The sequence below is a fragment of the Enterococcus sp. C65 genome, assembly GCF_040887165.1.
Taxonomy (GTDB): domain Bacteria; phylum Bacillota; class Bacilli; order Lactobacillales; family Enterococcaceae; genus Enterococcus_B; species Enterococcus_B hirae.
The window spans coordinates 1-26,256 of sequence record NZ_JBFOFG010000012.1; the positions used below are offsets into that span (position 1 = coordinate 1).

The 26,256-nt window shown below is 37.0% G+C and carries 23 protein-coding genes, 1 pseudogene and 1 riboswitch; of the genes and pseudogenes, 15 read left to right on the plus strand and 9 right to left on the minus strand.

The genetic code is table 11. The features are described 5' to 3' along the window. Window positions 1-403: 403 nt before the first annotated feature. Window positions 404-991 (minus strand): hypothetical protein, encoded by a 588-nt coding sequence (locus tag AB3I12_RS12150; RefSeq protein WP_063627467.1) that lies wholly within the window; start codon window positions 989-991, stop codon window positions 404-406. A gap of 172 nt (window positions 992-1,163) precedes the next feature. Between AB3I12_RS12150 and AB3I12_RS12155 the strand changes: the two genes are divergently transcribed. From AB3I12_RS12155 to AB3I12_RS12175, 5 genes are all read left to right on the plus strand, one after another. After that, on the plus strand, window positions 1,164-2,483 hold the full coding sequence (locus tag AB3I12_RS12155) for an APC family permease (protein ID WP_063627466.1): 1,320 nt from the start codon (window positions 1,164-1,166) through the stop codon (window positions 2,481-2,483). A gap of 162 nt (window positions 2,484-2,645) precedes the next feature. Then, window positions 2,646-3,422, plus strand: coding sequence for a TatD family hydrolase (locus AB3I12_RS12160; protein ID WP_010737166.1), 777 nt, complete (start codon window positions 2,646-2,648; stop codon window positions 3,420-3,422). Further along, window positions 3,415-3,981 carry a ribonuclease M5 gene (gene rnmV / locus AB3I12_RS12165; RefSeq protein ID WP_010720769.1) on the plus strand — a complete coding sequence of 189 codons (567 nt, stop codon included), beginning with the start codon at window positions 3,415-3,417 and terminating at the stop codon, window positions 3,979-3,981. Before AB3I12_RS12160 ends, rnmV begins: the two co-directional genes overlap by 8 nt. Next, window positions 3,974-4,864 (plus strand): 16S rRNA (adenine(1518)-N(6)/adenine(1519)-N(6))-dimethyltransferase RsmA, encoded by an 891-nt coding sequence (gene rsmA, locus AB3I12_RS12170; protein ID WP_010737167.1) that lies wholly within the window; start codon window positions 3,974-3,976, stop codon window positions 4,862-4,864. The genes rnmV and rsmA overlap by 8 nt, the downstream gene beginning before the upstream one ends. A gap of 630 nt (window positions 4,865-5,494) precedes the next feature. Continuing rightward, on the plus strand, window positions 5,495-6,121 hold the full coding sequence (locus AB3I12_RS12175) for a hypothetical protein (protein WP_063627465.1): 627 nt from the start codon (window positions 5,495-5,497) through the stop codon (window positions 6,119-6,121). A gap of 182 nt (window positions 6,122-6,303) precedes the next feature. On the opposite strand, the gene AB3I12_RS12180 is transcribed toward AB3I12_RS12175, so the two are convergent. After that, window positions 6,304-7,413 (minus strand): ABC transporter ATP-binding protein, encoded by a 1,110-nt coding sequence (locus AB3I12_RS12180; protein WP_010720765.1) that lies wholly within the window; start codon window positions 7,411-7,413, stop codon window positions 6,304-6,306. A gap of 177 nt (window positions 7,414-7,590) precedes the next feature. Between AB3I12_RS12180 and mgsA the strand changes: the two genes are divergently transcribed. Together mgsA and AB3I12_RS12190 are read left to right on the plus strand one after the other, a co-directional pair. After that, window positions 7,591-8,016, plus strand: a complete 426-nt coding sequence (mgsA, locus tag AB3I12_RS12185) for a methylglyoxal synthase (protein WP_014834468.1) — start codon at window positions 7,591-7,593, stop codon at window positions 8,014-8,016. 155 nt (window positions 8,017-8,171) lie between these two features. Beyond that, window positions 8,172-8,270, plus strand: a riboswitch (THF riboswitch). Between the two features lie 37 nt (window positions 8,271-8,307). Then, window positions 8,308-8,844 (plus strand): folate family ECF transporter S component, encoded by a 537-nt coding sequence (locus tag AB3I12_RS12190; protein ID WP_010720763.1) that lies wholly within the window; start codon window positions 8,308-8,310, stop codon window positions 8,842-8,844. Between the two features lie 330 nt (window positions 8,845-9,174). On the opposite strand, the gene AB3I12_RS12195 is transcribed toward AB3I12_RS12190, so the two are convergent. After that, complete coding sequence (locus AB3I12_RS12195) at window positions 9,175-9,606, minus strand: thioredoxin family protein (protein ID WP_010737171.1); 432 nt, start codon at window positions 9,604-9,606, stop codon at window positions 9,175-9,177. A gap of 13 nt (window positions 9,607-9,619) precedes the next feature. Then, window positions 9,620-10,342 carry a hypothetical protein gene (locus AB3I12_RS12200; protein ID WP_228012216.1) on the minus strand — a complete coding sequence of 241 codons (723 nt, stop codon included), beginning with the start codon at window positions 10,340-10,342 and terminating at the stop codon, window positions 9,620-9,622. 420 nt (window positions 10,343-10,762) lie between these two features. Here AB3I12_RS12200 and AB3I12_RS12205 point away from each other — a divergent pair, with 420 nt between their 5' ends. Beyond that, window positions 10,763-11,653, plus strand: coding sequence for a helix-turn-helix domain-containing protein (locus tag AB3I12_RS12205; RefSeq protein WP_010737173.1), 891 nt, complete (start codon window positions 10,763-10,765; stop codon window positions 11,651-11,653). 283 nt (window positions 11,654-11,936) lie between these two features. Here the strand turns inward: AB3I12_RS12205 and AB3I12_RS12210 are convergent, their stop codons facing one another. Both AB3I12_RS12210 and AB3I12_RS12215 read right to left on the minus strand, forming a co-directional pair. Continuing rightward, window positions 11,937-13,703 carry an ABC transporter ATP-binding protein gene (locus AB3I12_RS12210; protein ID WP_010737174.1) on the minus strand — a complete coding sequence of 589 codons (1,767 nt, stop codon included), beginning with the start codon at window positions 13,701-13,703 and terminating at the stop codon, window positions 11,937-11,939. Between the two features lies 1 nt (window position 13,704). Next, window positions 13,705-15,420 (minus strand): ABC transporter ATP-binding protein, encoded by a 1,716-nt coding sequence (locus AB3I12_RS12215; RefSeq protein WP_010737175.1) that lies wholly within the window; start codon window positions 15,418-15,420, stop codon window positions 13,705-13,707. 386 nt (window positions 15,421-15,806) lie between these two features. On the opposite strand from AB3I12_RS12215, the gene AB3I12_RS12220 reads away from it, so the two are divergent. From AB3I12_RS12220 to AB3I12_RS12250, 7 genes are all read left to right on the plus strand, one after another. Next, entirely contained in the window at window positions 15,807-18,575 is a 2,769-nt protein-coding gene (locus tag AB3I12_RS12220) for a sigma 54-interacting transcriptional regulator (protein WP_010737176.1), read from the plus strand. A gap of 76 nt (window positions 18,576-18,651) precedes the next feature. Further along, window positions 18,652-19,071 (plus strand): PTS sugar transporter subunit IIA, encoded by a 420-nt coding sequence (locus AB3I12_RS12225; RefSeq protein ID WP_010720759.1) that lies wholly within the window; start codon window positions 18,652-18,654, stop codon window positions 19,069-19,071. Window positions 19,072-19,083: 12 nt separating this feature from the next. Beyond that, window positions 19,084-19,554 carry a PTS sugar transporter subunit IIB gene (locus AB3I12_RS12230; RefSeq protein WP_010737177.1) on the plus strand — a complete coding sequence of 157 codons (471 nt, stop codon included), beginning with the start codon at window positions 19,084-19,086 and terminating at the stop codon, window positions 19,552-19,554. A 17-nt stretch (window positions 19,555-19,571) separates the two neighbouring features. Further along, window positions 19,572-20,351, plus strand: coding sequence for a PTS mannose/fructose/sorbose/N-acetylgalactosamine transporter subunit IIC (locus AB3I12_RS12235; RefSeq protein WP_063627463.1), 780 nt, complete (start codon window positions 19,572-19,574; stop codon window positions 20,349-20,351). After that, window positions 20,338-21,159: a PTS system mannose/fructose/sorbose family transporter subunit IID gene (locus AB3I12_RS12240; RefSeq protein ID WP_010737178.1), complete on the plus strand. Its 822-nt coding sequence runs from the start codon at window positions 20,338-20,340 to the stop codon at window positions 21,157-21,159. The genes AB3I12_RS12235 and AB3I12_RS12240 overlap by 14 nt, the downstream gene beginning before the upstream one ends. A 16-nt stretch (window positions 21,160-21,175) precedes the next feature. After that, on the plus strand, window positions 21,176-22,225 hold the full coding sequence (locus tag AB3I12_RS12245; protein WP_063627462.1) for an SIS domain-containing protein: 1,050 nt from the start codon (window positions 21,176-21,178) through the stop codon (window positions 22,223-22,225). Between the two features lie 12 nt (window positions 22,226-22,237). Beyond that, window positions 22,238-23,239, plus strand: coding sequence for an SIS domain-containing protein (locus AB3I12_RS12250; protein WP_010737180.1), 1,002 nt, complete (start codon window positions 22,238-22,240; stop codon window positions 23,237-23,239). Window positions 23,240-23,409: 170 nt separating this feature from the next. Here the strand turns inward: AB3I12_RS12250 and AB3I12_RS12255 are convergent, their stop codons facing one another. The 3 genes and pseudogenes from AB3I12_RS12255 to AB3I12_RS12265 form a co-directional block, all read right to left on the minus strand. Then, on the minus strand, window positions 23,410-24,054 hold the full coding sequence (locus AB3I12_RS12255) for a lytic polysaccharide monooxygenase (protein WP_063627461.1): 645 nt from the start codon (window positions 24,052-24,054) through the stop codon (window positions 23,410-23,412). Between the two features lie 343 nt (window positions 24,055-24,397). Beyond that, on the minus strand, window positions 24,398-25,045 hold the full coding sequence (locus AB3I12_RS12260) for a lytic polysaccharide monooxygenase (protein ID WP_010737182.1): 648 nt from the start codon (window positions 25,043-25,045) through the stop codon (window positions 24,398-24,400). Window positions 25,046-25,177: 132 nt separating this feature from the next. Next, a pseudogene (locus AB3I12_RS12265) lies at window positions 25,178-26,050 on the minus strand (helix-turn-helix domain-containing protein). Window positions 26,051-26,256 lie beyond the last annotated feature (206 nt).

Consider the following 26,256-nt stretch of genomic DNA (forward strand, 5'->3'; position numbering starts at 1 on the left):
TTTTTTATTTGGTTAGTTTTACTATGACGAATCATAAATCGTCGTAATAACTATCCTTCTAACAAATAAGTCTAGAGGGGACGACAAATGACAATGCGGATATTCTTCGGGCGTGCATTGAAAAGTATCTTTGGAAATCAAGTAAATTTGCCATTATATTTTTTTGGTTAAATCATTTTCCTCGAAATAGATAGTTAGGTTTAGAATAGTTAAAGTCCTTCGATAAGCTGAGTATAAGACATTTTGAATCCTCCTATGAATTGGTTTGTCAAATTAATTCTAAAGGATTCCAGGGTGTCTTTTTTACCCTTTTACATCATAAAAAAGATGTTAGTGACATTCACCAACATCAAAAAGTATAGAGCAAAAATCAAGCTTTGGGTGGTCGCTAACCAAATCGACACTACTTTTTTGAGGGGGTTTTTTTGAATCGCTCTTTTAAACGAGTTGGTAACAAGAAACTTAAAAGAGTAAAAGGTATCGATACAATGTACCAAAAAATCGTTCGGCCAATCCCATAGCGTTGATAAAGTTTTTGCAACATCAAATGGAGTAGCACTAACCCAGTGAATAAACTACTATAAAGGAACAAAGGATTATCGAGATGTGAGAGCGTCCTTAACGACATGATCATTGCAGGGTAAAAATAAAAGAAACCAGCAACTAAAGTGACTCGCCAATTTTTGGTGAAAGTACTGAGGTTCAATAGAAAGAAAAGCGCAGATAAAATGATACCTAGAGGAGGGAAAAGGCTGATTAAAAAAGCATAAATGGCTCCCCATAGAATCATTCCGGGACCTTTGATCAGTGCAACTAGCAGAATCAAGCTAAACAACAAAAGTAACTGTTGAGTGAAAGTAGCAAGAATAAATGTCCCAAACAAAATTAGCGTGAACCAATGCCAAAGTGATTGTTGTTGTGATTTTCTGGAAATGGCAAAATGATCCTTTAGGAAAGATGCTATTTTTGGGTAAGAACGATTAAAGTCCATCATTGGTCCTCCTTTATATAACCTACATTAATTATAAGTGAGGTGAATGGAGGATTCATAGGGCTAAGGTGGTATCTTTCAATAAATTTACTGAAAAAAATGATGGTAAAACAAAATATTCTCCGTTATACTGAAAATTATATTAAAAACTGCGGGGAAAAGGAGAATGTGAATGAAAGGCAAGTTAAAACGAGAGATCAACTTATTTGGCGCATTAGCAACTGTTATGGGAACTGTAATTGGGGCAGGAGTTTTCTTTAAAACAGCGGCTGTTACGGCAAGTACACAATCGACTAGTTTGACCCTATTGGCATGGCTATTAGGAGGATTTTTAACGATCTGTGCTGGTCTAACGGTAGCCGAGTTGGCAACTGCGATCCCAGAAACGGGTGGTGCAGTCAAATATATTGAAGCTGCTTATGGAAAATTACCGAGCTTTTTACTGGGGTGGTCCCAAAGTTTGATTTATTTTCCAGCGAATATTGCGGCGCTCTCGATTATTTTTGCGACACAAATGACGAACTTATTACAACTATCTACGGATTATCTTCTATTAATTGCGATTAGTACTGCTATTTCTGTTACTGGTTTGAATTTACTAGGAACAAAAGTGGGGACGACTGTCCAGTCTGCGACACTGATTATCAAATTGATTCCATTAGCTGTCATCGTTATTTGGGGACTGTTGACACCAGGTAGTGGAACGATCCAACTATTCCCATTCGAAGCAGGGAAAGATGTGTCTTTTGCAGAAGGATTAAGTAGTGCTTTATTAGCAACTTTATTCGCTTATGATGGCTGGCTTGGTGTCGGTGCAATGGCGGGGGAAATGAAACGTCCCGAAAAAGATTTACCTAAAGCAATTATTTTAGGGTTAAGTTTTGTAACAGTGGTTTACTTATTGATTAACTTTGTTTTCTTAAAAACTCTGCCAATTGATCAGATTGCAGGTAACCTTAATGCAGCATCTGATGCATCAGCAGTTATCTTTGGAAATATCGGTGGAAAGATCGTGACGATCGGTATCTTGATTTCTGTTTATGGGGCACTGAATGGGTACACGTTGACCGGAATCCGTATTCCTTATGCGATGGCTTTGGAAGGTGAGTTACCTTTTAGTAAACAGTTAACGAAATTATCAAAAAAATTCACAGTGCCATATGTTCCAGCACTTTTTCAATTAGTGATTGCGTGCATTATGATGAGTTTAGGTTCATTCGACTTTTTAACTGATATGCTAATTTTTGTTATGTGGCTGTTTAGCTTATTGATATTTATCGGTGTATTTGTTTTAAGAAAAAAACAACCAGACTTACCAAGACCATACAAAGTACCTTTGTATCCCGTGATTCCATTGATTGCAATCTTTGGCGCTGTCTTTATTTTAGGGATGACATTACTTACTCAAACAGCTTTGGCAATGATCGGGATCGTTGTCACATTACTAGGTATCCCAGTGTATTATTACAAGAAAAAACAAGACGAGCGTTAATTTAATAGTCATGTAAAAGGACTTAAGAGAGGAAACTTGCTTAAGTCCTTTTATTTACAACTAGAAATTTGCATTTCAATAAATTTGACCTGATTTTCGTCTTTCCTACTTCTGCCATAGCCACTTATATGCTAAAGTAATGAAGAAAAGGAGCGATAAAAAATGATATTTGATTCTCATACCCATTTGAATGCGGAACAATTTAATGATGATATTCCTGAAACTATTGAACGGGCCAAAGAGTTGGGCGTGACAAAAATGGCGGTAGTAGGTTTCGATACCCCAACGATCGAAAAATCATTACAGCTTAGTCACGATTATTCAAACATATATAGTATTATTGGTTGGCATCCTACTGAAGCAGGAAGTTATACTAAAGACATTGAGAAAAAATTACAAGAGCAATTAACGATGCCGAAAGTGGTAGCGTTAGGTGAAATCGGCTTAGATTATTACTGGATGGAAGATCCGAAAGAAGTGCAAGCTGAAGTTTTTCGTAGACAAATTGCGATTGCGAAAGAAATGAATCTGCCGATCAGTATCCATACCAGAGAAGCGTTAGCAGATACTTATCAAATTTTAAAAGAAGAAGATATTCGTGATATTGGTGGAATCATGCACAGTTTTAGTGGCGATTTTGAATGGGCCAAACGATTTCTTGATTTAGGGATGCACATTTCATTTAGTGGGGTCGTGACTTTCAAAAAAGCGCAAGATGTTCAAGAAGCAGCCACTCATGTTCCACTCGATCGATTGCTAGTAGAAACGGATGCGCCTTACTTAGCTCCAGTACCTTATCGTGGGAAACGAAACGAGCCAGGTTATACCCGTTATACAGTTGAAAAAATTGCCGAATTACGTAATCTTCCGATAGAAGAAGTGGCGCTCCAAACTTGGAAAAATGCTCATCGTCTATTTAGGATCGCTGAAAATGACTAAATTAAAAATCCAAGAAATTGTAGTCGTTGAGGGAAAAGACGATACTAGAAGACTCCAAGAAGTAGTCGACGTCGACACGATCGAAACGATTGGTTCAGCGATCAATGATGAAATACTCATGCAGATTGAACATGCGCAGGAAACACGTGGTGTAATCATCTTTACTGATCCTGATTTTTCGGGTGAGAAAATCCGCAAGACGATCATGGAAGTCGTTCCTCAGGCAAAACATGCTTTCTTACCTCGTCAACAAGCACGTCCCAAAAAACAAGGAAGTCTTGGCGTTGAACATGCTAGTGATGAGGCCATCTTAGAAGCATTGAAAAAAGTAATCACCCCATCTTTTGAGGAAGACGAAACGGAAATTACTAGACAAGTGCTGATTTCTCATGGTTTAATAGCGGGAGCGCAAGCAAAAGAAAAACGTGAAAAACTAGGGGACGAATTAAGAATTGGTTATACCAATGGGAAACAACTGGAGAAGCGTTTGAAAATGTTTCGAATCACACCAGAGGAATTTGCCCAAGCAATGAAAAAAGTGGAGGAACAACATGAGTGAACAGCGTGATATTGCGACACCTTCTAGAACAAAAGAAATCTTATTGAAACATGGATTTTCATTTAAAAAAAGTTTAGGTCAAAATTTTTTGACTGAGCCAAATATCTTAAGAAAAATCGTGGAAACTGGCGAAATCGATCAACAAACAAATGTCATCGAAGTTGGTCCAGGTATTGGAGCGTTGACGGAACAACTAGCACGTAATGCCAATCAAGTCGTTGCCTTTGAAATCGATGATCGCTTGATTCCTGTGTTAAAAGATACGTTAGCTCCTTATCCTAATGTGACTGTTGTTCATCAAGATATTTTAAAAACCAATTTAGATCAGGCAGCAACAACCTATTTTGAACAAGCTTTACCGATCAAAGTTGTTGCAAATTTACCTTATTATATTACGACACCGATCATGATGCATTTCTTAGAATCAGATCTGCAAGTAGAAGAAATGGTTGTGATGATGCAAAAAGAAGTCGCTGACCGTATTTCTGCTAAGCCTGGTACAAAAGCATATGGCTCATTATCAATCGCTGTACAGTATTTTATGGAAGCATCTGTTGCTTTCATCGTACCTAAGACTGTTTTTGTTCCACAACCGAATGTCGATTCAGCTATCTTGAAACTAACCAGAAGAAAGCAACCAGCTGTAGCGGTTACTGATGAAAAGGCATTTTTCCGATTGACAAAAGCAGCGTTTCAGCAACGAAGAAAAACATTATGGAATAACTTACAATCTTCATATGGCAAAGATGAAGCAACGAAAGCTTGGTTAACGACTAGTTTAGAAAAAGCTAACATCGATCCTAAACGTCGTGGAGAAACCCTCTCATTAGCTGAATTTGCTGCATTAAGTAATGCAATGGAAGAGCTGAGCGAGAAAAACTAAGTTCTTGCTCCCATCTGCGGAATCGATCTAATTCAATCAAGAAAGCAAAACGCCTAAAAGTCTAGCATGCTAGCTTTTAGGCGTTTTGTTTATCTAAGTCCAATAAAATGAGTTGGATAGTCATCACTAATTGAAAAATAAGTAAATGACTACTGTAACCCAATTCCTGTAATCTCAGTTTAAGATCATAATCGTTCATGTGTTTAAAATGGCTAACGGTTTGGACCGAAAAATAGTTTCTTATGAAAATAAATTTTTTAGAATAAAACGATACTATAATAAATGAACCCAATGAATTTTTAGAACTTATTTTGACTACTAAGGAGAAAGAAGGGTGAGCCCAGTGTACCTCGTTGTTTACATGTACATAGGGCGTACTTCTTTTTTGTATTTGTCTTTCATCTCTATAGACAAAAATAGAAGGAGAGGATGTAGCTAGCAGAGACTGTAGTTTAAAACATCTTTCTTGTATAAGCTTCATTCAAAATTTACTTTATCTGGTGTCGGATAATTGAATACATGAAAAAGGCTTATTCAACATTTTTCTGACCGATGTGTCTTGACACATCTTGTTGTTAAAGTTAAAATAAGACATCATAAAGGTGTCAAGACACATTAGGAGAGAAGAAAATGAAAAAAAAATCAGTACGATCCCTGACTATTTCTGCATTGTTGATAGCTATGGGGATTATTATTCCAATTGTCATGCCAAAAATCATGATTCCACCAGCTTCTTTTACTTTGGCTTCTCATGTACCCATATTTATTGCGATGTTTTTTTCACCAGGAATTGCTATTACCGTTGCTTTGGGTACGACATTTGGTTTCTTTTTGACCACACCAGTGATTATTGCGCTGCGTGCATTATCTCATTTGATTTTTGCTGTGATTGGTTCTTGGTATTTGCAAAAGAAACCAGAGATTGTCTTAAAAAATGGACAATTTACTTTAGCCAACTGGCGTTTCCAAAGTTTCAACTTTGTGATAGGTATCATTCATTCGATTGCGGAAATGTTAGTGGTTAGTGTCTTTTTCTTTGTAGGGAACATGCCAGAAACTTATTATTCTGAAGGCTATTTTTATACAGTCTTTATCCTAATGGGGATTGGTGGATTGATCCATAGTTTAGTCGATTACAATATTGCTTATTTCGTGGCAGGAACATTGAGCAAATACTTTGATATTCCAGTTTTCACTAAAGCTAAGCAAGTAAGTCAGAAGACACCTTCAACGAAATCAATCAAGAAAATGGCTTGAGAAAAAGGACCATTATCAATCAGTTTTTCCTCTTTAACTAGAGATAACTCCTTTAAAATGAATAAGCCGAAAGAGACTAGGACAAGTTTTGTCGCAGTCTCTTTCGGCTTATTTGTTATAATAGTACTAGTTTTTGGCATAGTTTCTGCTAAAACTTAAAGCAAAAGCTGATTTTTTAATTTTTATGGCAATCCGATCACTTCTTCAGTTGATTTGTCAAAGAAATGTCCTTTGCTGATATTGAATGCTAAGTCGACCATTTCCCCTGGTTTATGGAAGTCACGTGCATCGACTTTTGAAATAAATTCAGTTGTACCTGTTCGGGTATAAAGCATGGTTTCTGCACCTAACAATTCTGATACAACAACTTCTGAATGAACAACTGCTTCGGGTTGTGCTTCTAACACCACTTGTTCACTGTGGATATCTTCAGGGCGAATACCAAAAACAACTTCTTTCCCTTCATAGCCTTTTTCAACTAAAACTTTGTTTTTTCCTTCAGGGATTTTTAATTTTAAGCCATGACCGTCACTGATTACACCATTGTTTAAAGTAACGTTGAAGAAGTTCATTGCGGGTGAACCGATAAAGCCTGCGACGAACATATTGACCGGTGTGTCATACACTTCTTTTGGCGTACCGATTTGTTGGATAAAGCCATCTTTCATGATAACGATACGATCTGCCATCGTCATTGCTTCTGTTTGGTCATGGGTTACATAGATGGTTGTCGTTTCTAAACGTTGATGTAATTTGGCGATCTCAGCACGCATCGCTACCCGTAATTTTGCATCTAAGTTTGATAATGGTTCATCCATCAAGAAAACTTTTGCATCACGAACGATAGCACGTCCTAAAGCAACCCGTTGACGTTGTCCACCTGAGAGGGCAGCAGGTTTACGTTTCAAATATTCAGTAAGCCCTAAAATTTCAGCAGCATTTTCTACCCGTTTTTTGATGTCTGCTTTGTCATACTTTCTCAACTTCAACCCAAAAGCCATATTGTCAAATACAGTCATGTGTGGATATAACGCATAGTTCTGGAATACCATAGCGATATCACGATCTTTTGGTGCTACATCGTTCATTACTTTACCGCCGATGCTTAATTCTCCTTCCGAGATATCTTCTAGCCCAGCAATCATTCTTAATGTAGTTGATTTTCCACAACCAGAAGGTCCAACAAAGACAATAAATTCACGATCATCGATTGCTAAGTTAAAATCTGTGACGGAATAATTTTCTGCGTTGTCATATTGTTTGTATACATGTTTCAGTGCCATTTCTACCATGATTCATTCCACGCTTTCTGTTTAGTTTTAATGTTGAATTAAGTATAAATGAAAGCGTTATCTAAGAACAATGGCAACTTGAACAAGAATTGATTGTCTTTTTGGGCAATATGCTACACCTTGAGGTAGAATAGAGACTAGAGGAACAAGAGGTTGAGAGAGGAAAGGATGATCACTATGAAAATTGCTTTAATTGCTCATGACCGCAAAAAGCCCTTGATGATCAAGTTGACAACCGCCTATAAGGCAATCTTGGAAAAACATGAACTATTCGCAACTGGGACAACAGGTGGTAAAATCACCGAAGCAACTGGCTTAAAAGTCCATCGCTTCAAATCCGGTCCTTTAGGTGGTGACCAACAAATTGGTGCAATGATCTCAGAAGATCAATTAGACCTCGTGATTTTTCTGCGAGATCCATTGGCTGCGCAGCCTCATGAACCGGATGTGACTGCACTGATCCGCTTATCGGATGTTTACGAAATTCCTTTAGCAACCAATATTGGAACAGCAGAAGTACTGTTGCGAGGACTAGAAGCTGGCTTTCTGGATTTCCGTACTGTAGTTCATGAGTTAGAGAATCGACCGTTGTCTCTGGAATAAAATTCGTTATTTGCTATTGATCATCTGTTTATGATCGTTGGATGTGTGATTTTTCACGAACATGAATTACTTTTTATTCGGGAATGTATGTTTTTTTATTTACAGTCGTGTGTGATCTATGCTATAGTTTTGCTGGGAATGACTTCCCAAAAATAAACAGAGTAGAAAATAAAGCGTTAAGTGCTGAGAGGATGGGATGTTGCCTCTTTGACGAAGGACAAGTTGTTCGCGGTTTTATTTTCGCATTCGCTGCATGTAGGATGTAGCAGCTCTTAAAGGAGATGCTAAGAAATGAAGAAAAATCGGTTAGACGCACGCATGATCGCTATCATGGGATTGTTGATTGCTTTGATGGTCACTTTATCCCGTTTGGTATCGATCGAAACCCCTTTTGTGAAGATCAGTGTCACATTTATTCCACAAATGATCATGGGGATTTTATTTGGCCCGTTTTGGTCTGGAATTGGGGGTGTATTAGCTGACTTAGTAGGAATGGCGTTATTTTCAAAAACAGCTTTCTTCATTGGTTTTACTTTGAATGCCTTTATTGAAGGAGCAATTTATGGTTTCTTTTTTTATCGAAAAGAGATTACTTGGAAAAATTCGCTATTAGCTACACTTTCGGTCACGCTGATCATTAATTTGCTATTGACCCCTTTGTGGCTAGCGATGATGTATCATGTTCCATTATTTAGTTGGATCGTCTGGGCACCAAGGTTATTAAAAACAGTCGTTTGGATTCCTATTCAAACCATTGCGATGTATTACGTCGGACGTAGTATTCCATACAAAAAGATTTTAAGAAGTATGACTCTTCACGCAAAATAGTCAACTCAGAAACCAAAGAAGCAACCTTCCCATCCCAGAAGGTTGCTTCTTTTGCTTATTTATTGTAAGAAAGGAGACAATTATTTCTATAAAATAGTGAACAACGATTGAAAGAGATGATATATGGCCATACCACCTAGAATACTACTGATGATGGTCAAAAGGATTGTGACACTTTTAGAGGGCTTTGTTAATGAAAGATAGTAATAGGCAAGCCCAATTTGAAGATTGAAGTAGAAAATAGCACTTCCAGTTCTAAAATTAGGGAAAAGTGTCATAATAATATTTATACACAATGATATCTTTAACAATTCTTTGTACCAATTCTTTTTAGCCATTTAGGATAAACTCCTCGATTGCTTTTTCATTTTTTAGGCCAATTATTCGATCAATAACTTTCCCATCCACAATTTTTATTATGGCCGGGATAGAATTAATTCCTAAGCTGTCAGCCATTATTTCCAACTTATCCTCATTCTCTTTACGAGCGTGATCTGTATTATAATATCCCATAGATTGGTGCTGGTTGTTTAGTACTTTTCGCAAAATAGGCTCAAATTCTTTACATTGGGGGCATGTAGGTCTCCCTACATAAACAAATAAAGTATCCTTTCCATTCATTATTTTTTCTAAAGAAATACTATCCACTTCATATAAACCCTCTTTAGATGTTGCCATTTGAGTATAGACATATAAAATAGTAGGTAAACTACAAATAATTAAAATGAAACACATCAATTTTTTTGGATTAATATTTATCATAAACACAACCAGTTTATAATTTAAAACATGCGACTACTCCACCGATGGCACCACCAGCAAGAGCGACAAAACCTGTTATACAAGCAGCACATACTAATGGAACTGCAAGACAAGCAGCAGCACATGTAGGGGCAATGATGTTAGCAACTGCACGGCTTATTCCTAAAACAATTGCTAGACACGCTGCTTTTTCAGCCATTCCACGAGCTTGCTTCAAATGAAGAAACTCCCTTTGAACTTCTTGTAACTGTTTTTTCAATTCATTATTTGGTATAAATTTATCTTCAAGAATTTGGTGAGTCATTTCTTCGCCATTGGAAAATGTTCTAATCTCGAAAGTATCTTTTTCTGATTGAGTGATCAAAGATTCTTGGACTCCCTTAATGTTGTACATCATATCAAAGATTACCGTAACACTGCTGAATAGATTATAGTGTTCATTTGTGATTGGTACAGTCAATGAATAATAATCTTTATTTTCTCCATTTTCACTTATAATTTGTAACGCTGTAGCATTGTCCAATGTTAAATATTTTTCTGAAACATGTAATTGAATAGTAGAGTCAAGTTTAGATGAAAATACGTCCATTAGTTTGTTTTTTTCTTTCGAGCTAATTTCTTTTGCTGTTTCAGACAAAATGACCATATTTTTAACGATTGATGTAGCTTCTTTCGAATTTATACCAGGAACCGTCACTGGATTACTTTCAAAATAGGTACTAATCGTTTGTGTCATTGGCACATAGTCAGTCTCTTGAATCATCTCTGCATTGACAATCATAGAAAAGTTAGGAATGATAAAGGAAGCTAGAGTTATAACAGCAATAAGACTTATAATGAATTTGTTTTTTTAACATATTTTTTTAATTCCTTTCGATGATCCAGTTTAAGTAAAAAATAGTTACTCTTAGTCGTGTGAATTCTTACATAACATTTCTTTTTTGTACTTTGCAGTAAAAATAAGCACTTTATAACAATTTAGTGAATAAAACATAATCACCAAATAACTATATTCACAAATCTCCTGATATTTTCTCCTTTACTATTATTTAAAGCGCTTTTATTACTTGTATCCATAGTATAGAATGAAAACGAGTAAATTATTTTATATGGTATCAATAGTCACATTGAATTTAAAAAAGGAAGTGAACGACGAATGGAAATTCATGAATTACTACGTAAATTTCGAAAGGAAAGGGGTTTATCTCAAAAAGAGTTAGCACATAAAATAACTTCTAGAGAATCTTTAGTAAAATACGAAAGTGGTAAAAATCAGATTCCATTGATTCCTTTATTAGCTTTTTTAAAAAAGATGAACATTGAGTTAGACGAATGTTTATTTTATTTAAATAAAATAAACGGAAATCATCCAAGACAAAAGTTAAATCAGCTACTTAGTCAATTGGAAGATGTCCAGTTACCAATTGACGACCGATTAAGAAATTTAGAATTAGATATCAAAAAAACAAAAAGCATTGTTGATAAGCGGAATTATCTAATAGCTAAAGGCTATCAATGGCATTTACTACCGAATGATGAAAGAAAGTTTACCCTACATGATAAGGTTTATATCAAAGCGATCATGAACCATCTAGAAAAAGTAGCAGAATATGGTCGTTTTGAAATAGTCACATTTACTTCACTGGCTTTTCTTTTTACAACAGAATTTATTCAAATGCAAGCTTCGAAAGTAGAAAGAATGGGTGATAACGAAAATTTTCTCTCTTCACTTTGCACGTTGTATCATGTTCTCTTTCTTTTAATGCTAGAAAGAAAAGAAAGCGGCTATTCAAAAGAATATCTAGAAAAATTAAAGATGGTTCGAGGTAGACTAGTGACACCACAAAAAACAGAGGTACACGAAAGGTTTGACGATTTGCTACTGAATAGCTTGGTCGAGCGTACAGCTAATCCTAAGCAATTAACAGATTTTTTTATGGGGATTAGGTTAATTGGTGCAACTCAACTTGAAGAGGAGTTTCTTTTAGCTTTAAAAAAATATGAGAGACTTTATGGTCTTTCTCTTTTACCTTCAATTATAGAATAAAAACCGTTGGTAGTAAGGAAGTTTTGGGCAGCTAAGCTATTTAAAGATGAGCTAGGGATGAAATGTTTTGCTTTTGTTTTTTTATGAAGAAGTATAGTTTTGATAACCATTTACATATAAAGTGAGTCATGTCGCAAAGACGTTGTTCATGTTTTAGGAGTGAATGAATAGGTTCTTTTAATGCTTTTCTCTAATAAAATAATAACTGTCCCACAAAAGTTAGTGAAAAACTAGCTCTTGAGGGACAGTTACACTGATTTATTACAACTACTTTTTGATTGAGTTAACTATTTTTAGTAAACTGCGCTTGATATAGTTGATGATAGTACCCGTCTTTTTGTAGTAATTCATCGTGGGTACCCATCTCAACGATGGCGCCTTGCTCCATGACTAAGATTTGATCGGCATTTTTGATTGTCGATAAACGGTGGGCAATCACAAAGCTCGTTTTGCCTTCCATCATTGTTAAAAAGGCATCTTGAATTTTCTTTTCCGTCAAAGTATCGACTGAACTAGTTGCTTCATCTAGGATCAACATGGGAGGGTTGCTGATCATTGTACGGGCGATCGTTAACAATTGTCTTTGTCCGTCAGAGATTTTCAGACCTTGTCCGCCGATTTTTGTTGCTAACTTTTCAGGCAAGCGTTCCACAAATTCATACATATACGAAGCTTTGAGTGCTTGATTGATTTCTTCATCACTAGCATCTGGATTGCCATACTGTAGATTTTCTTTTAACGTACTGTCAAAGAGCCAAGTATCTTGTAAAACCATACCAAAGCTTTTTCGCAAGCTATCTCTTTGGATATCTCGAATATCATACCCGTCGATCGTAATGGTTCCACCTGTCGCATCATAAAAACGCATCAACAGGTTAACTAACGTGGATTTACCAGCACCAGTCTTACCTACAATCGCAATCGTTTGCCCTGGTTTAGCAACAAAACTGAAATTTTCGATCAATCGTTGACTTGGTTCATAAGAAAAGGATACATGATTGAACGCTACTTCACCTTTGATTGTTGCTGGATTCAACGCATAAGCATTAGGTTCATCTGGCGTTTCTTCGGGTTGATCGATGAGTTCAAAGGCACGTTCTAATCCAGAAAAAGCGGTTTGGATCTGTGTCGTGATTCCAGAAAGTTCAATAAACGGTTTAGAAAACTGACTAGAATAGATCGTGAAACTAGAGATCACACCGACTGTAATGGCTGAGCCACTTCTTAATGCTAGTAAACCACCAACTAATCCAATCGAAAGATAAGCTAAGTGATCCACAAAACGAGAAGACGGATTCGTCAAAGAAGAAGAAAATTGGGCACGTTGTCCTTTTTGATAAAGATCAGTGTTCAATGCTTGGAATTGTCGTTGATTCATTTCTTCTTGTTGAAAGGCTTTGACGATTTTTTGATTCCCAATCCGTTCGGTAACAAAGCCAGAGATATTCCCGATAATCTTTTGTTGATTGTCAAAGTCGTTTTGTGATGCACGGGCAACGATCCAACTCACAAGAAAAATGATCGGTGTGGAGCAAATCACGACGAGTGTCAATAACGGGCTAAGGCGTAACATAAATATAAAAGACAAGACGATGATAGCCACGCCGGCAAACATTTGGTTAAACGCCGCAGAGATCGCAATGGAAATATTATCCATATCGTTGGTAAAACGACTAACGATATTCCCGTGTGAATTTTGATCATAGTAACGAAGCGGTAATTTATTCAAACGTGCAAAGGCATCTTTTCTTAATTTTGCTACGGAAAGATAAGCCAAGCGATTACTTAAGACTTGGATTAGCCATTGACTGATCACGTTGATCAATACGATCCCGCCAAATAATAATAAGAGGTGGAACAATTGAGCAAATCGAACTTGACCTGCGCCGATCATTTGGTCAATACTTTGACCAATCTGTAAAGTCATTACCACAGTAGCGATCCCGTTGATGATCCCTAAAAGGATCGCAAACCAGATATCTTTTGAATAGGCTGTAAGGTAAGGAACGAATCGTTTGAGGGTTTTCCAGGATAATTTTTTTGTTTTCATCTTATTCTTCCTCCTGTGATGCGACGATTTCGCGATACTCAACGGAATCCTTCAATAAATCTTCATGTTTCCCTTGCGCAACGATCTTTCCTTGATCCATCACGAGGATCTTATGTGCTTCTTGAATCGAGCGGATTCGTTGAGAAATAATAATGACTGTCGTATCTAATGAGGTTTGTAATGCTTTTCTTAAGTTAAGATCGGTTTGATAATCTAACGCGCTTAAAGAATCATCTAAAATCAATAATTCAGGTTTGGCAATTAACGCACGTGCAATCGTTAGCCGTTGTTTTTGACCGCCAGAAAAGTTTTTTCCGTTTTCCATTACCTTTGTTTCTAATCCTTTAGGAAGTTGTCGAACAAAATCTTCTGCTTGAGCAATTCTAAGAGCTTCCCAACATTCTTCATCTGTGGCATCTTCTTTTCCCCATTGAAGGTTTTCACGGATGGTTCCAGTGAATAGAACAGCGGTTTGAGGAACTTGTGAGATTTGGCTTCTTAAAGGATCAAGTTTCCATGAGCGAACATCCACGTCATCAAAAGCGACGGAACCTGCGCTGACGTCATAGAAACGTGGAATCAATTGAGTTAAAGTTGTTTTTCCGCTACCGGTTGGTCCAATGATCCCCAAAACCGTGTTTCGTTTCAAAGCAAAAGTAATGTCTTGTAAAGATAATCCTGATTTTTCAGTATAACGAAAGTCGACATGTTCAAATTGAACGATATTTTCGGATTGGAAATTCGGTGTCAAGGCATCTTCTGCATCTGTCAGTGTAATGTCAGTTTCTAGGACTTCTTTGACCCGATTACCTGAAGCTTCGGCCCGGGTAAAGATAACGACCAGGTTAGATACGACGATCAATGCCAGTAACATTTGATTCATGTAATTGATCAACGCAAGGACTTGACCTTGTTGTAAATGTCCGATATTGACTTTGATCCCACCAACAGTCAATAAACAAATAATACCGATATTCATGATCAATGTGGTAGCCGGTGATAAGAGAGCTGAGATGTTTGAAACACGTAAATAGTTTTTAGCTAATTCATCGGTGTCCTCATCAAAAGTATCAATTTCTGTTTTTGTGCGGGAGAATGCCCGAATTACACGAACACCGCTTAGATTTTGACTAACCGTTTCATTTAAACGATCCAGTTTTTCTTGGACTTTTTGGTACAGTGGAATTGTTTTTTTGATGATAAAGTATAAAATGATTGAAAAAATCGGTAGGATAGCTAAGAAAAACAAGCCGATTTCCCAGTCAATCACAAAGGCCATGACGACTGAACCGATACTTAGAAATGGCGCACGGATCAATAAACGGATTACCATGGCTAATGCTAATTGGAGTTGGTTGATGTCGTTCGTCATTCGAGTGATCAATGTATCTGTACCAAAATGATTTAATTCGCTATGTGAAAAGGAATTGATTTTCTTGATTAGTTGATTTCTAAGCTCAGTACCAAATCCTTGTGAAGCTATTGAAGCATAATATTGACAAATGATCGCACAAATCAATCCAACAACTGACATCACGACCATCCAGATCCCCATTTGGATGATCACACCACGATCATTCATCTTTAGACCGTTATCAATCAATGAGGCCATCAATAATGGCAAAATCAATTCAAAGACAGCTTCTAAGAATTTAAAAACGGGACCCAGAATGATTTGTTTACGGTAATCTTTTGCATAACGCAATAACTGAATCATATGATTCCTCCTAAAATATATTTACCATTAGCTAAGAGAATTTTTAAGAAAAAGCCAAATAAATTTTCTCGAATTTTTTTCTTAGCTACTTAAACGGTAGGCATGGATTTAAGAGAAAGGGGAGTCAGTTGAAAGAAATTTCTGTCTATTTTACATTGATGACCCTTTTTCTTAAACGAGTACTTTCCTATGTATAAGTAGGTACTCTCACATTGTATCTTATGAAATTTAGAATGAAAAGTGAATAAGCCTTTTCATAAATGAAACTTTGAAGTGAATTAGCAAAAAAAGTCATTGACGAATCTCGTTTGTTTCTCCTTCTTTTTAGATAAAAATAGCTATTGACAAAATGAATGCGTTTCCTATGATGGAGAAGAGGTGAGAGAATGTTAAAAGAAGAAATCCAAGATTATTTAGAAAATCAAACGGCATTTATCGATTTAGCACAATTAAGTGATGTTTTTACAGCGAAATATTTAGCAGCATACTTTAAAGTGAAACGTAATACGGTCAGTCATTATCTTAATCAATTAAATGAAGCTGGCATTTTGGTTAAGATCAATTCTCGTCCGGTCTATTACTTTCATAAAATGGCTTTTGAACAGCAATTTTTTGCTTTAAGTAAAACGTATTATGCCTCAACTGAAGAAATTAGGGCTGAACAGCCTATTTTTTCAAGAAGTAAAGATCTTTTTTCTTTAGTGATCGGTCACGAAGCAAGCCTGAAAGAAAGCATTGAACAAATCAAAACAGCTCTTTTTTATCCAGATGGTGGGCTACCTGTGTTATTAACTGGAGAAAGTGGTACAGGGAAAAGCTTCTTAGTCAATATCGTTTATCAATACTGTTTAGAACATGATCTCTTACCAGAAAATGCGCCTTTCGTGACGTTGAATTGTGCTCAATATGCCGACAATCCAGAATTGTTGACGAGTAATTTATTTGGATATGTCAGTGGAGCATACACCGGTGCGACACAAGATAAGGTTGGCGCTTTTGAGGCAGCCGATGGGGGATTATTATTTTTAGATGAAGTTCATCGACTTAGCCCTGAAGGACAAGAAAAATTGTTTACGTATCTGGATCAAGGGATTATTTATCGAATGGGAGAAACGAATCAGGGGAAAAAAGTCGATGTTCGGCTCTTCTTTGCTACGACTGAAGAAGTCACCAAACATTTTCTGCCCACTTTTATGCGTCGGATTCCTTTTAAGATTGATCTGCCTTCTTTACGTGCTCGTGGAAAAGAAGAACGATTGGAGCTGATTTATTCTTTTTTCTTAAATGAACAAAGAAAAATCGAGCGTCCAATGAAAGTGAGTGGTCAAGTGCTATCATTATTGACGAACCAAAGTTTTTCAGGCAACATCGGTGAATTGAAAAATAGCGTAAAAGTAGCTGTAGCCAAAGCATTCGCTGAACAAAAAGAGGAAGAGAGCCTATCGATCAAACTCCAACATTTACAAAGATATCTTTTGAAGGTTCCCCATCAAGACAGCCCAGCCCAATCAGCTGTGTGGATCACTGAGAAAAAAGAATTAGCTCATTTGGTTGAAAAAAGACAACCAGAACAGGAGCGAATGATCCGCTGCTTTGAACAACTATTATTGACCTTTAAGAAAAATGGCGCAACAGTAAGTAACTGTGAGGAAAAATTAAAAGAAGAAGTCGTTTATTTATTTGATTTTTTACTCTTTGAAACGAGTCGCCAAGAAAAACATGAACTACTAGTCTACTGGTTGCACTCCATTCGAGAAACGCTAAAACAAATGGAAAGTGCCTATCAGATCAAGTTTGATGGTAACAGCGTATATGCGCTAAGTTATTATCTCTATCAAAGAAGCACAGTAAAGTGGTTACCAGAAGATGGAGAAATCGAACAATTGATCAAGGAACTAGACCGCCAGTTAGAACTAATGTATCCAGCAAACTATCACTACGCCCATCGGATCTTGGAATTGACACAAGCTAAGTTAGATTTAGAAGTTACTTTATTAGATCATATTTTATTAACGATCTATTTGAGACGGACGAAATGGACAAAAGAACAAAGTGTGCCTAAAGCAATCATTGCTGCTCATGGTTATGCTACCGCTAGTAGTATGGCAAACGTCGCTAATCGACTGTTGGGAAATGATCTGTTTGAATCCTTTGATATGCCCTTAGATGTGACCCCCCAACAAATTGCGGATGAAATGATCGATTACAGTAATCGTCATGATATCTCTAATGGACTGATCATTTTAGTTGATATGGGCTCGCTAAAAGAAATCCATCAACTATTCAAAGATCAGGTCTTTGCCCCAATCGTTATTTTGAATAATGTGACAACACCATTAGTTATCAGTATTGGAGAAAAAATGCAAAAAATGACTGATCTGGAAGAAATCGTCAAGGAAGCGGTGGCCTCCTTGGAAGCAGAGTGGACGATCATTTACCCTCAAAAAAATAAACAAAAAGCATTACTGATCACTTGCATGACGGGGATCGGAACGGCTGTCCATATGAGTGAACTACTTGAAAAAAGTTTACCAGCAAACAGCGCACTTAAAATCATCCCTTATGAATACCAAGTATTAACACAAAGAAAATTAACGGAATCGGTTTTTTCGATGTACGATGTGATTGGCATCATTGGGACAACGAATCCTCAAATCGACACGATGCCATATCTTTCGTTAGAGTCATTGATTTCAGGAGAGAAAATGGATGAACTTGTTCAATGGCTGGCTCCTATTTTTTCATTGAAAGAACAAGCTAACTTTGATCAGCAATTTGTCCGAAATTTTTCATTAGAAAAAGTACTGGAGTCGGTGACGATCCTTGATACAGAAAAAGTGATGACAGAAATCGAGTTGTTTATGCGTGAATTGGAGATGCGTTTTGATAAGAACATCACGACGCCACAAAAGATCGCCCTTTTTGTCCATGTCAGTTGTTTGATCGAGCGATTGATCAGGCAGATCCCGATTGAAAGTTACCATGGTCAAGAACAGTTGTTACAGTGTCAAAAAGAAACCTTGGATCGAATCAAAGAAGCATTTAGTGTCATCGAAGAACATTATAGTGTCACGATCCCACCATCAGAAGTCGCTTATATTTATGATATTCTCGAAAATGTAGAGGATAAAATAGGCTCAGAAGAAGAATTTTAATCGTAAGCAAGATACCGCCACTATGTTGGCACGTATCTTGCTTTATTTGTAGTGAGAGTAAGAAAGAGGTGGAAACATGGAAAGAACAATTATTCTAGCCTCCCATGGACGTTTTGCTTCAGGGATTTTAGATTCTTTGGAACTTATTTTTGGTAAAACGCATTCGATCCTAGCGTTAGATTGCTATGGAACTGAAACGTTTGATTTAGCAAAATCAGTGCAGCAATTGATCAACGATCATCAAGGGCAAGAGTTGATCATCATCACTGACTTATTTGGTGGCAGTGTAAACAATGAATTTTTGCAGTACATTAACCGACCGAATATCTACTTGATTGCTGGTTTGAATCTGCCATTGTTGATCGAGATTGCCACAAAAATTGAGACAGCTGATTCAATCGTTGAATTGATCCATCAGGTATTGAATGATTCAAAAGAAATGATCCAATTTTGTAATGAAAGTATCGAAAAAAAAATGGAAGAAGAAGAATTTTAGGAGGGATTGGAAATGATTATTTTAACAAGAGTCGATCATCGTTTATTGCATGGTCAAGTCGCTTTTTCTTGGACACAATCAATTGGGGCAGATTGTATTTTGATCGCAAATGATGATGTGCCAAACAATGAAATACGCAAAACAACCATTAAGTTGGCAAAGCCACAAGGAGTGAAACTAGTGATCAAATCGATTGAAGATTCGATCGCTGCATTACAAAGTGGCGTAACGGATAAATATAAACTATTTATCGTAGTAGAGTCTGTGAGAGATGCGTATCAATTAGCAAAAGCTTGTCCACAGATCAAGCAAATCAATTTAGGTGGGATTAAAGCAAAGGAAGGAACGCGGAGTCTAGGTAAAGCGGTCAACGTATTACCTGAAGAAGAAAAATTGTTGGAACAAATGATCGCTGATGGGATAGAAGTAGAAATTCGTCAAGTACCAGCAGATAAAAAAATAGCAGCAAAGGAAGTCTTATGAGAAAGGAAGAATAAAAGATGATCCTACAAGCAATTCTTTTAGGTCTGGTTGCCTTTATTGCGCAATCAGAGTATGCGTTAGGAACTTCCCTGCTTTCTCGTCCGATCGTAACGGGATTATTTACAGGGATTGTTTTGGGAGATGTAAAAACAGGTATTATTATGGGAGCAACTTTGGAATTAGCTTTTATTGGTTCATTTTCAGTTGGAGCATCGATTCCACCAGACGTTGTGACCGGTGGAATCTTAGGAACTGCATTTGCCATTACTGCAGGAGCAGGAACAGAAACAGCATTACTATTAGGTTTACCAATTGCGACACTTACCCTTATTTTAAAAAATGTTTATTTAGGACTATTGATTCCGATCATGAACCACAGAGCAGATCGTTATGCGGAGGATGGGAATTATAAAGGGATCGAACACATGCACTTATTAGCTGGTTTCGGCTTGTCATTGATGCTTGGTCTGGTAGTCATGATTTCTTATTTAGTCGGAAGTCAAACGATCGGGAATCTCTTAGCGAAAATACCAGATTTTGTGCAAAACGGCTTGACCGTTGCAACTGGGTTGATTCCAGCACTTGGATTTGCCATGCTGGCACGTTTATTGATCAATAAAAAAGTAGCACCTTATTTCTTTTTAGGCTTTGCTGTAGCAGCTTACTTAGAGATTCCAGTAACAGGTATTGCCATCTTTGGGGCGATCTTAGCCGTCATTGTCGTCAATATCATGAACGTACGTCAAGTATCCGTTCAAACTTCAGCAGGGGAGGTAGAAGAGGATGAAGACTTCTAATCAAGAAGAACACAAAGTGACCAAAAAAGAATTGAATCAGGTCTTTTGGCGCTCATTTCAAATGGAATTTTCATGGAACTATGAAAGACAGATGAATATGGCCTATGTCTTTGCCATTATTCCCATCTTGAAAAAGCTCTATCATACCAAAGAAGAAATGTCAGCGGCGCTTAAACGCCATTTAGAGTTTTTTAACACGACACCACATATCGTGACCCTGATCTTAGGGATCAATGCAGCGATGGAAGAAGAAAATAAAAATGACCCAGAATTTGATGTAACAGCTATCGATAGTATCAAGACCTCACTGATGGGACCTTTAGCAGGGTTAGGCGATTCATTCTTTTGGGGAACGTTGCGTTTGATCGCGACGGGTGTTGGGACTTCACTAGCACTACAAGGAAATATTTTAGGACCAATTTTATTCCTTTTGATTTTCAATATCCCTCATGTTTTGTTTCGTTACTTGGCAACAAGTTGGGGCTATCGACTAGGTACTGGATTTTTAAAGAAAATCCAAGCAAACGGAATGATGGAAAGTTTAACGTTAGGTGCTTCAATCATTGGATTGATGGTAGTTGGCGGGATGACTGCGACGATGATCGATATCAATATTCCTTTGAAAATCGGAACAGGTGAAAATGCTGTCACGGTTCAAAGTATTTTTGATGATATCGTTCCTCATATTTTAAGTTTAGGTGCCTTTGGAGCAGTCTTTTATTTATTGAAAAAAGAAGTCAAACCATTGATGATTTTGATTGGATTAGCTATTTTTGGGATTGCTGGTTCATGGATTGGTATCTTTTAGAAAAGGAGAGAACAAGATGGTCACAATGCTTGATTATATTCATGAAGAAAAAACAGCTTTATCAGCGATTCTTGAAAAGAATGATTCGTCACTTCATGTGTCTTATCAAAACATGCAACACGTTCTGATTCTGGCGACAGGTTCTTCGTATAATGCTTGTCTTGCTGCAAAGCCGGCACTAGAAAGCTATGGAGACATCACTGTGGATATCCAAGAACCTTATCATTTTAATCATTATGGGAAATTGTCAGAAGAAGTTGATACAGTCATCGCTGTTTCTCAAAGTGGGAAAAGTGCTTCGACAGTCGATGCCATTCGAAAGATCCGATCATCAAAACGACGGACGATCGCTTTAACTGGAGATGATCAAAATCCGATCACCAAAGAAGTGGATCAAGTGATTGACTTGAATATGGGCGTGGAAAAAGTGGGGTTTGTTACCAAGGGCTATTCAGCAACCGTTCTTCAGTTGATTCTCTTAGGTCTAGCGATTGGAACCAGTAAAGACAGAATAACAGCAGCGCAAAAAGAAGAAAAACTAGTTCAACTAAGAGAAATCGTGATGAAAATTCCTCAGATCATTGCGCAAACAGAACAATTTTTTGAAAAAAATGAAGCACTCTTTCGTGTAGCAAAACGATTTATTGCGATCGGGTATGGACCGAATTGGGGAACAGCAAAAGAGTTTGAAACCAAGTTTACAGAAACTGTTCGGGAACCTTCCCAAGGCTTTGAATTAGAAGCATACATGCACGGTCCGTATTTAGAAGCCAATCCTGGTCACATCCTATTCTTCCTGGAAACCGATAGTGATAGTCAAAAACGTTCCCAGCGATTAGCACAATACATGAAACAATATGTTGGACAGGTCATTGTTGTAACGACTGAAGGAGAAACGACTGAGAATCAGCTTAGTCTGGGAATCACTAGCGAAGAAGATCTTTCTGTTTTAGCTTTAGTTGTACCGATCCAAGTTTTGGCTTATAAAATTGCAACTGCCAAAGGGATCGATTTAGGACAAAGAATTTTTGATGATTTTGATGAAGTATTAAAAAGTAAAATTTAAGAGGTGGAGACTATGTTAAAATTCAATGAACAAAAACAAATCGAGGATATCAATGGGGCGCTAGCTTTACGTCCGCAAGTGGAACAAATCATTGACGGATTGGGAGAGGGATTCGATGCAATTTATTATTTAGGAATCGGCGGAACCTACGCGTCAGCGATGCAAGCTGTGACTTATATGAATGGTAAAAGTAACCTACCTGTTTATGTCCAACATGCAGCAGAATATTACACAACTGGCAACAAACGCCTAACAGAAAAATCAATTGTTGTCTTGTCTTCAGTTACTGGTACCACGCAAGAAGTCGTGCAAGCGGTCAAAGAAATCAAAACAGTGGGTGCGACACTGATCGGGTTTATTGATACAAAAGAGAGTATTCTCGCTGAACTTTGTGACCATACGATCACTTATCCTGCACCTGGAACCGAACAAATCAAATTCTTTATGGTCGCAGATCGTTTGATGTATAATCATGGCGAATTTGAAGACTACGAAACCTATTATCAACAATTAGAAGAGCACTTAGCAGTTGGCTTAGTCGAAGCCGAAAAACAAGCAGATGCTTTTGGATTAGCGTTTGCTGAAAAACATCGTCACGATTCGATGCACTATTTTATCGGTGCTGGGAACCAATGGGGCGCTGTCTATTCTTATGCGATGTGTTATTGGGAAGAGCAAAGTTGGTTGCCTTCTAAATCGATCCACGCTGCTGAATTTTTACATGGTACGCTAGAAGTGATTGAAGAAACGACACCAGTGACGTTGTTCTTAGGAGAAGATGAACAACGTGTACTTGCAGAAAGAGTCGCAAACCTATTACCAAAAATCTGTGCAAATTATACATTGATTGATACAAAAGACTATCCAATTGAAGGAATTGACGAAAGTTATCGTGGACGTGTCCTTTCTTATTTGCTGATGCATGCGGTGACGCAACGAATCGATGCGCATATCGAGCAATTAAATTGTCACCCCTTAGAAATCAGAAGATATTACCGTCAATTTGAGTATTAAGCGACACAATCAGTTCTAAGAGGAACGATTTCGTAAAATAATAAAATAAAACATACCAATATGAATCGTCTGTCAGTGAAATAAACGGTTCATGCTGGTATGTTTTTTGGTTATGACATGGATCAAGTGAGCGATTTGATCCGTGTGTTGATATGTTGATAGAAGAATTTTTATGAATTGTTTGATAAGTCAGTTAAGAGATTACGAGGTTGGATATTCGCATCAATCACATTGTAAAAGGCATTTGAAGTATCATTCACATCCCAAACGGCTAAGATGACATGATAACCGAGATGATCACTTGGAATAGTGATCGTGTGTGTTAGATTTGTGTCAGCATCTTTCCCGTGACCGTCTACCTCACCTATAAATTGAAATTCATCGCGGGATAATGGTTTGTTTGGATTCCAATTATTTTTCGTGATATAGTAATGCCATTTAGCTGTTTTATGCGCGGCAGTATAAGACCAAGTGAATTTCGTTGGACCAGTTGAAAGGTTTTGTTTTGTCCAAATAGTAGCAGTTTGTTTGTCTAATTCAAATCCTTTGGCACCATTTGCGGAAGCAATTTTTCCATCTGCAGGTCCACCATTTGGGAATCCTTTAGGTGCTTCTAGTGATTGTGGCTCAGTAATTATTTCACCGTATTTTTCAAGAGCTGCATGCCAATTCTTCCTACTGTCTAATTCTCCTTGATAGGCACGACTGATAGGTTTCTCCACATAACCGTGAGCAGCCACATTAACTGTCGATAAGGCAGTTAAACCAGTTGTTGCTAAAACGAGTCCTAATCCTACGACTAAACTTTTTTTCATCTTGATTCCCTCCATCAATTGCTTATTACGTGAAATAAATTTTTTCACAAAAATAGTATAAAACGATAGGAGAAGAGGGTTAAATATTGTTTGTTATTGCAACAAAAAAAGTATGGTTCCTAAAAAAGTTCGCTCAGTTCGCTATCATGAAAAAGCGTTCGATAAAAGATAACTTCTTTCTGATACGCTCTTATTATTGATGAGTGGCAAAAGTGAAACGAAAAAGATCCCACGATGTTGAGCCTAGCAATACTAGAACTACCCATCGTGGGAAAGATTGAGCAAATGTTTTCAATAAACAGTAAAGAAAATGAAGAATGATTGATTGTTCAGTTAAAGAGAATCACATGGATTCATTTAAATCATTTAAGATACTACGAGGTTGGATATTCGCATCAATGACATTGTAGAAGGCATTTGATGTATCACTTACATCCCAAACTGCTAAAATCACATGATAACCTATCCGGTCATTTGGAATCGTAATGGTGTGAGTTGGACTCGTGCTAGCTTGCGCACCTTTTCCTTGGACTTCGCCGATCAATTGAAGTTCATTGCGAGAAAGTGGTTTATTCTGGTTCCAACCTGGTTTAGTGATATAGTAATGCCATTTACTAGTTGGGTGTGATTGCGTATACTTCCAAGTGAATTTTGTCGCTCCCCCTGTTAAATTTTGTTTCGTCCATAGACTAGAAGTTTGCTTATCTAATTCAAATCCTCTTGCACCATTTGCAGAAGCGATTTTTCCATCTGCTGGTCCACCTTTAGGGAATCCCTGAGGAGCTTCTAGTGATTGTGGTTCATTAATGATCGGACCATATTTTTGAACTGCGAAATCATAGCCAATGTTTTCTTTATCCAATTGACCTTGATAGGCACGGCTAATTGGCGAGATAACATAACCATGTGCTGAAACATTGACGGAAGATAATGTTGTCAATCCTGTCGTTGCTAAAACCAAACCTAACCCTAATAAAGAACTTTTTTTCATATTATAACTTTCCTCCAAATAATTTTTATGAAAAGGTTTTCTTTTCATGGATTTAGTATAACGGGGAGAACAATAAGCTTAGATTGTTTGTCTAGCATTACAACAAAAATAACATCTTCCGGTTCGTAATTGTTAATTAGCTTTGTTTTGTAAACTGCTTTCAATCAATGAATTTTTGAGATTGCTAAAATATTCTTTAGCATTAGTCAAATCTAACCACTCAAAAAAACGAAGACCCTTTTCGATTTCCGAGATGGCTGAATGATCGCCATCTGCTAATCGATCCAAAGCCGCAAATAATTTATACTGGGCAAGATCAACTGACTGTTTGTGGTTTTGCGTTAATCTTTTCAGTTCGCATAGAAAAAGTTTTCTAAGAATCGCAGAATGACGGTTAAATGAGAGGCGTAAACCATTAAGAATAAAATTAGAGAAAAGTTCTGAATAGTAGGTAGCGTCTATGTACGTTTTCATTTTTGATACACTGGTTTGAAAGAGATGGATGATGTATTGATCATCAAAAATAAACAAACAGTTTGAAAAAATCGTTAGTTCAAAATGTCCTCAGGTTTCAATTTTTTCAAGATAATTTTTGATCACAAAAATTTCTTCTTCTATTTTCAAATTGGTATCAGTATGGTTGTAGAGGTAGTTCATAATCAATTTTCGTTGGGCATAAATCAAACGATAGTAAATGCTGCCTGTTTTTTCGTATTCGTTTAGTAGTTCTAATTCTTGTTCGTGAGTGATTTTTTTGGATGAGATGAGATAGTTGGTCAATTTTTGTTTATTCGTAAGTGAATTGCTATTAAGAAGAAATTGATACTCTTCTAAAGTAATGTTCATTCGTTCAAGGTAGTTAACTAATAGTTCAAAACTGATCTTTGTTCCTCTTGATTCAAACGCAGCAAGGGTTCCTCGTTGTGAGATACCTCGTGTCAACTGTTCTTGTGTTAAGCCACGTTCTTTTCTTAACTTACGAATCAGAGACGAATGGTTAGTCATATTTTTATCCTCCTAGTGTTTTTTTATATATATTGTAGATGTTTTTTTAAATATATCACAAATGTAATAAAATTTAAATAAAGCGTCATTTTTGCGCGCTTTTAAAGAAAAAGTGCGTAATCGATTATTTGGGTGTTGCAATACTATGCAAATAATTGTAATCGTTTTAATTGATGGTGTAATATGTTATGTAATAAAGAATAATG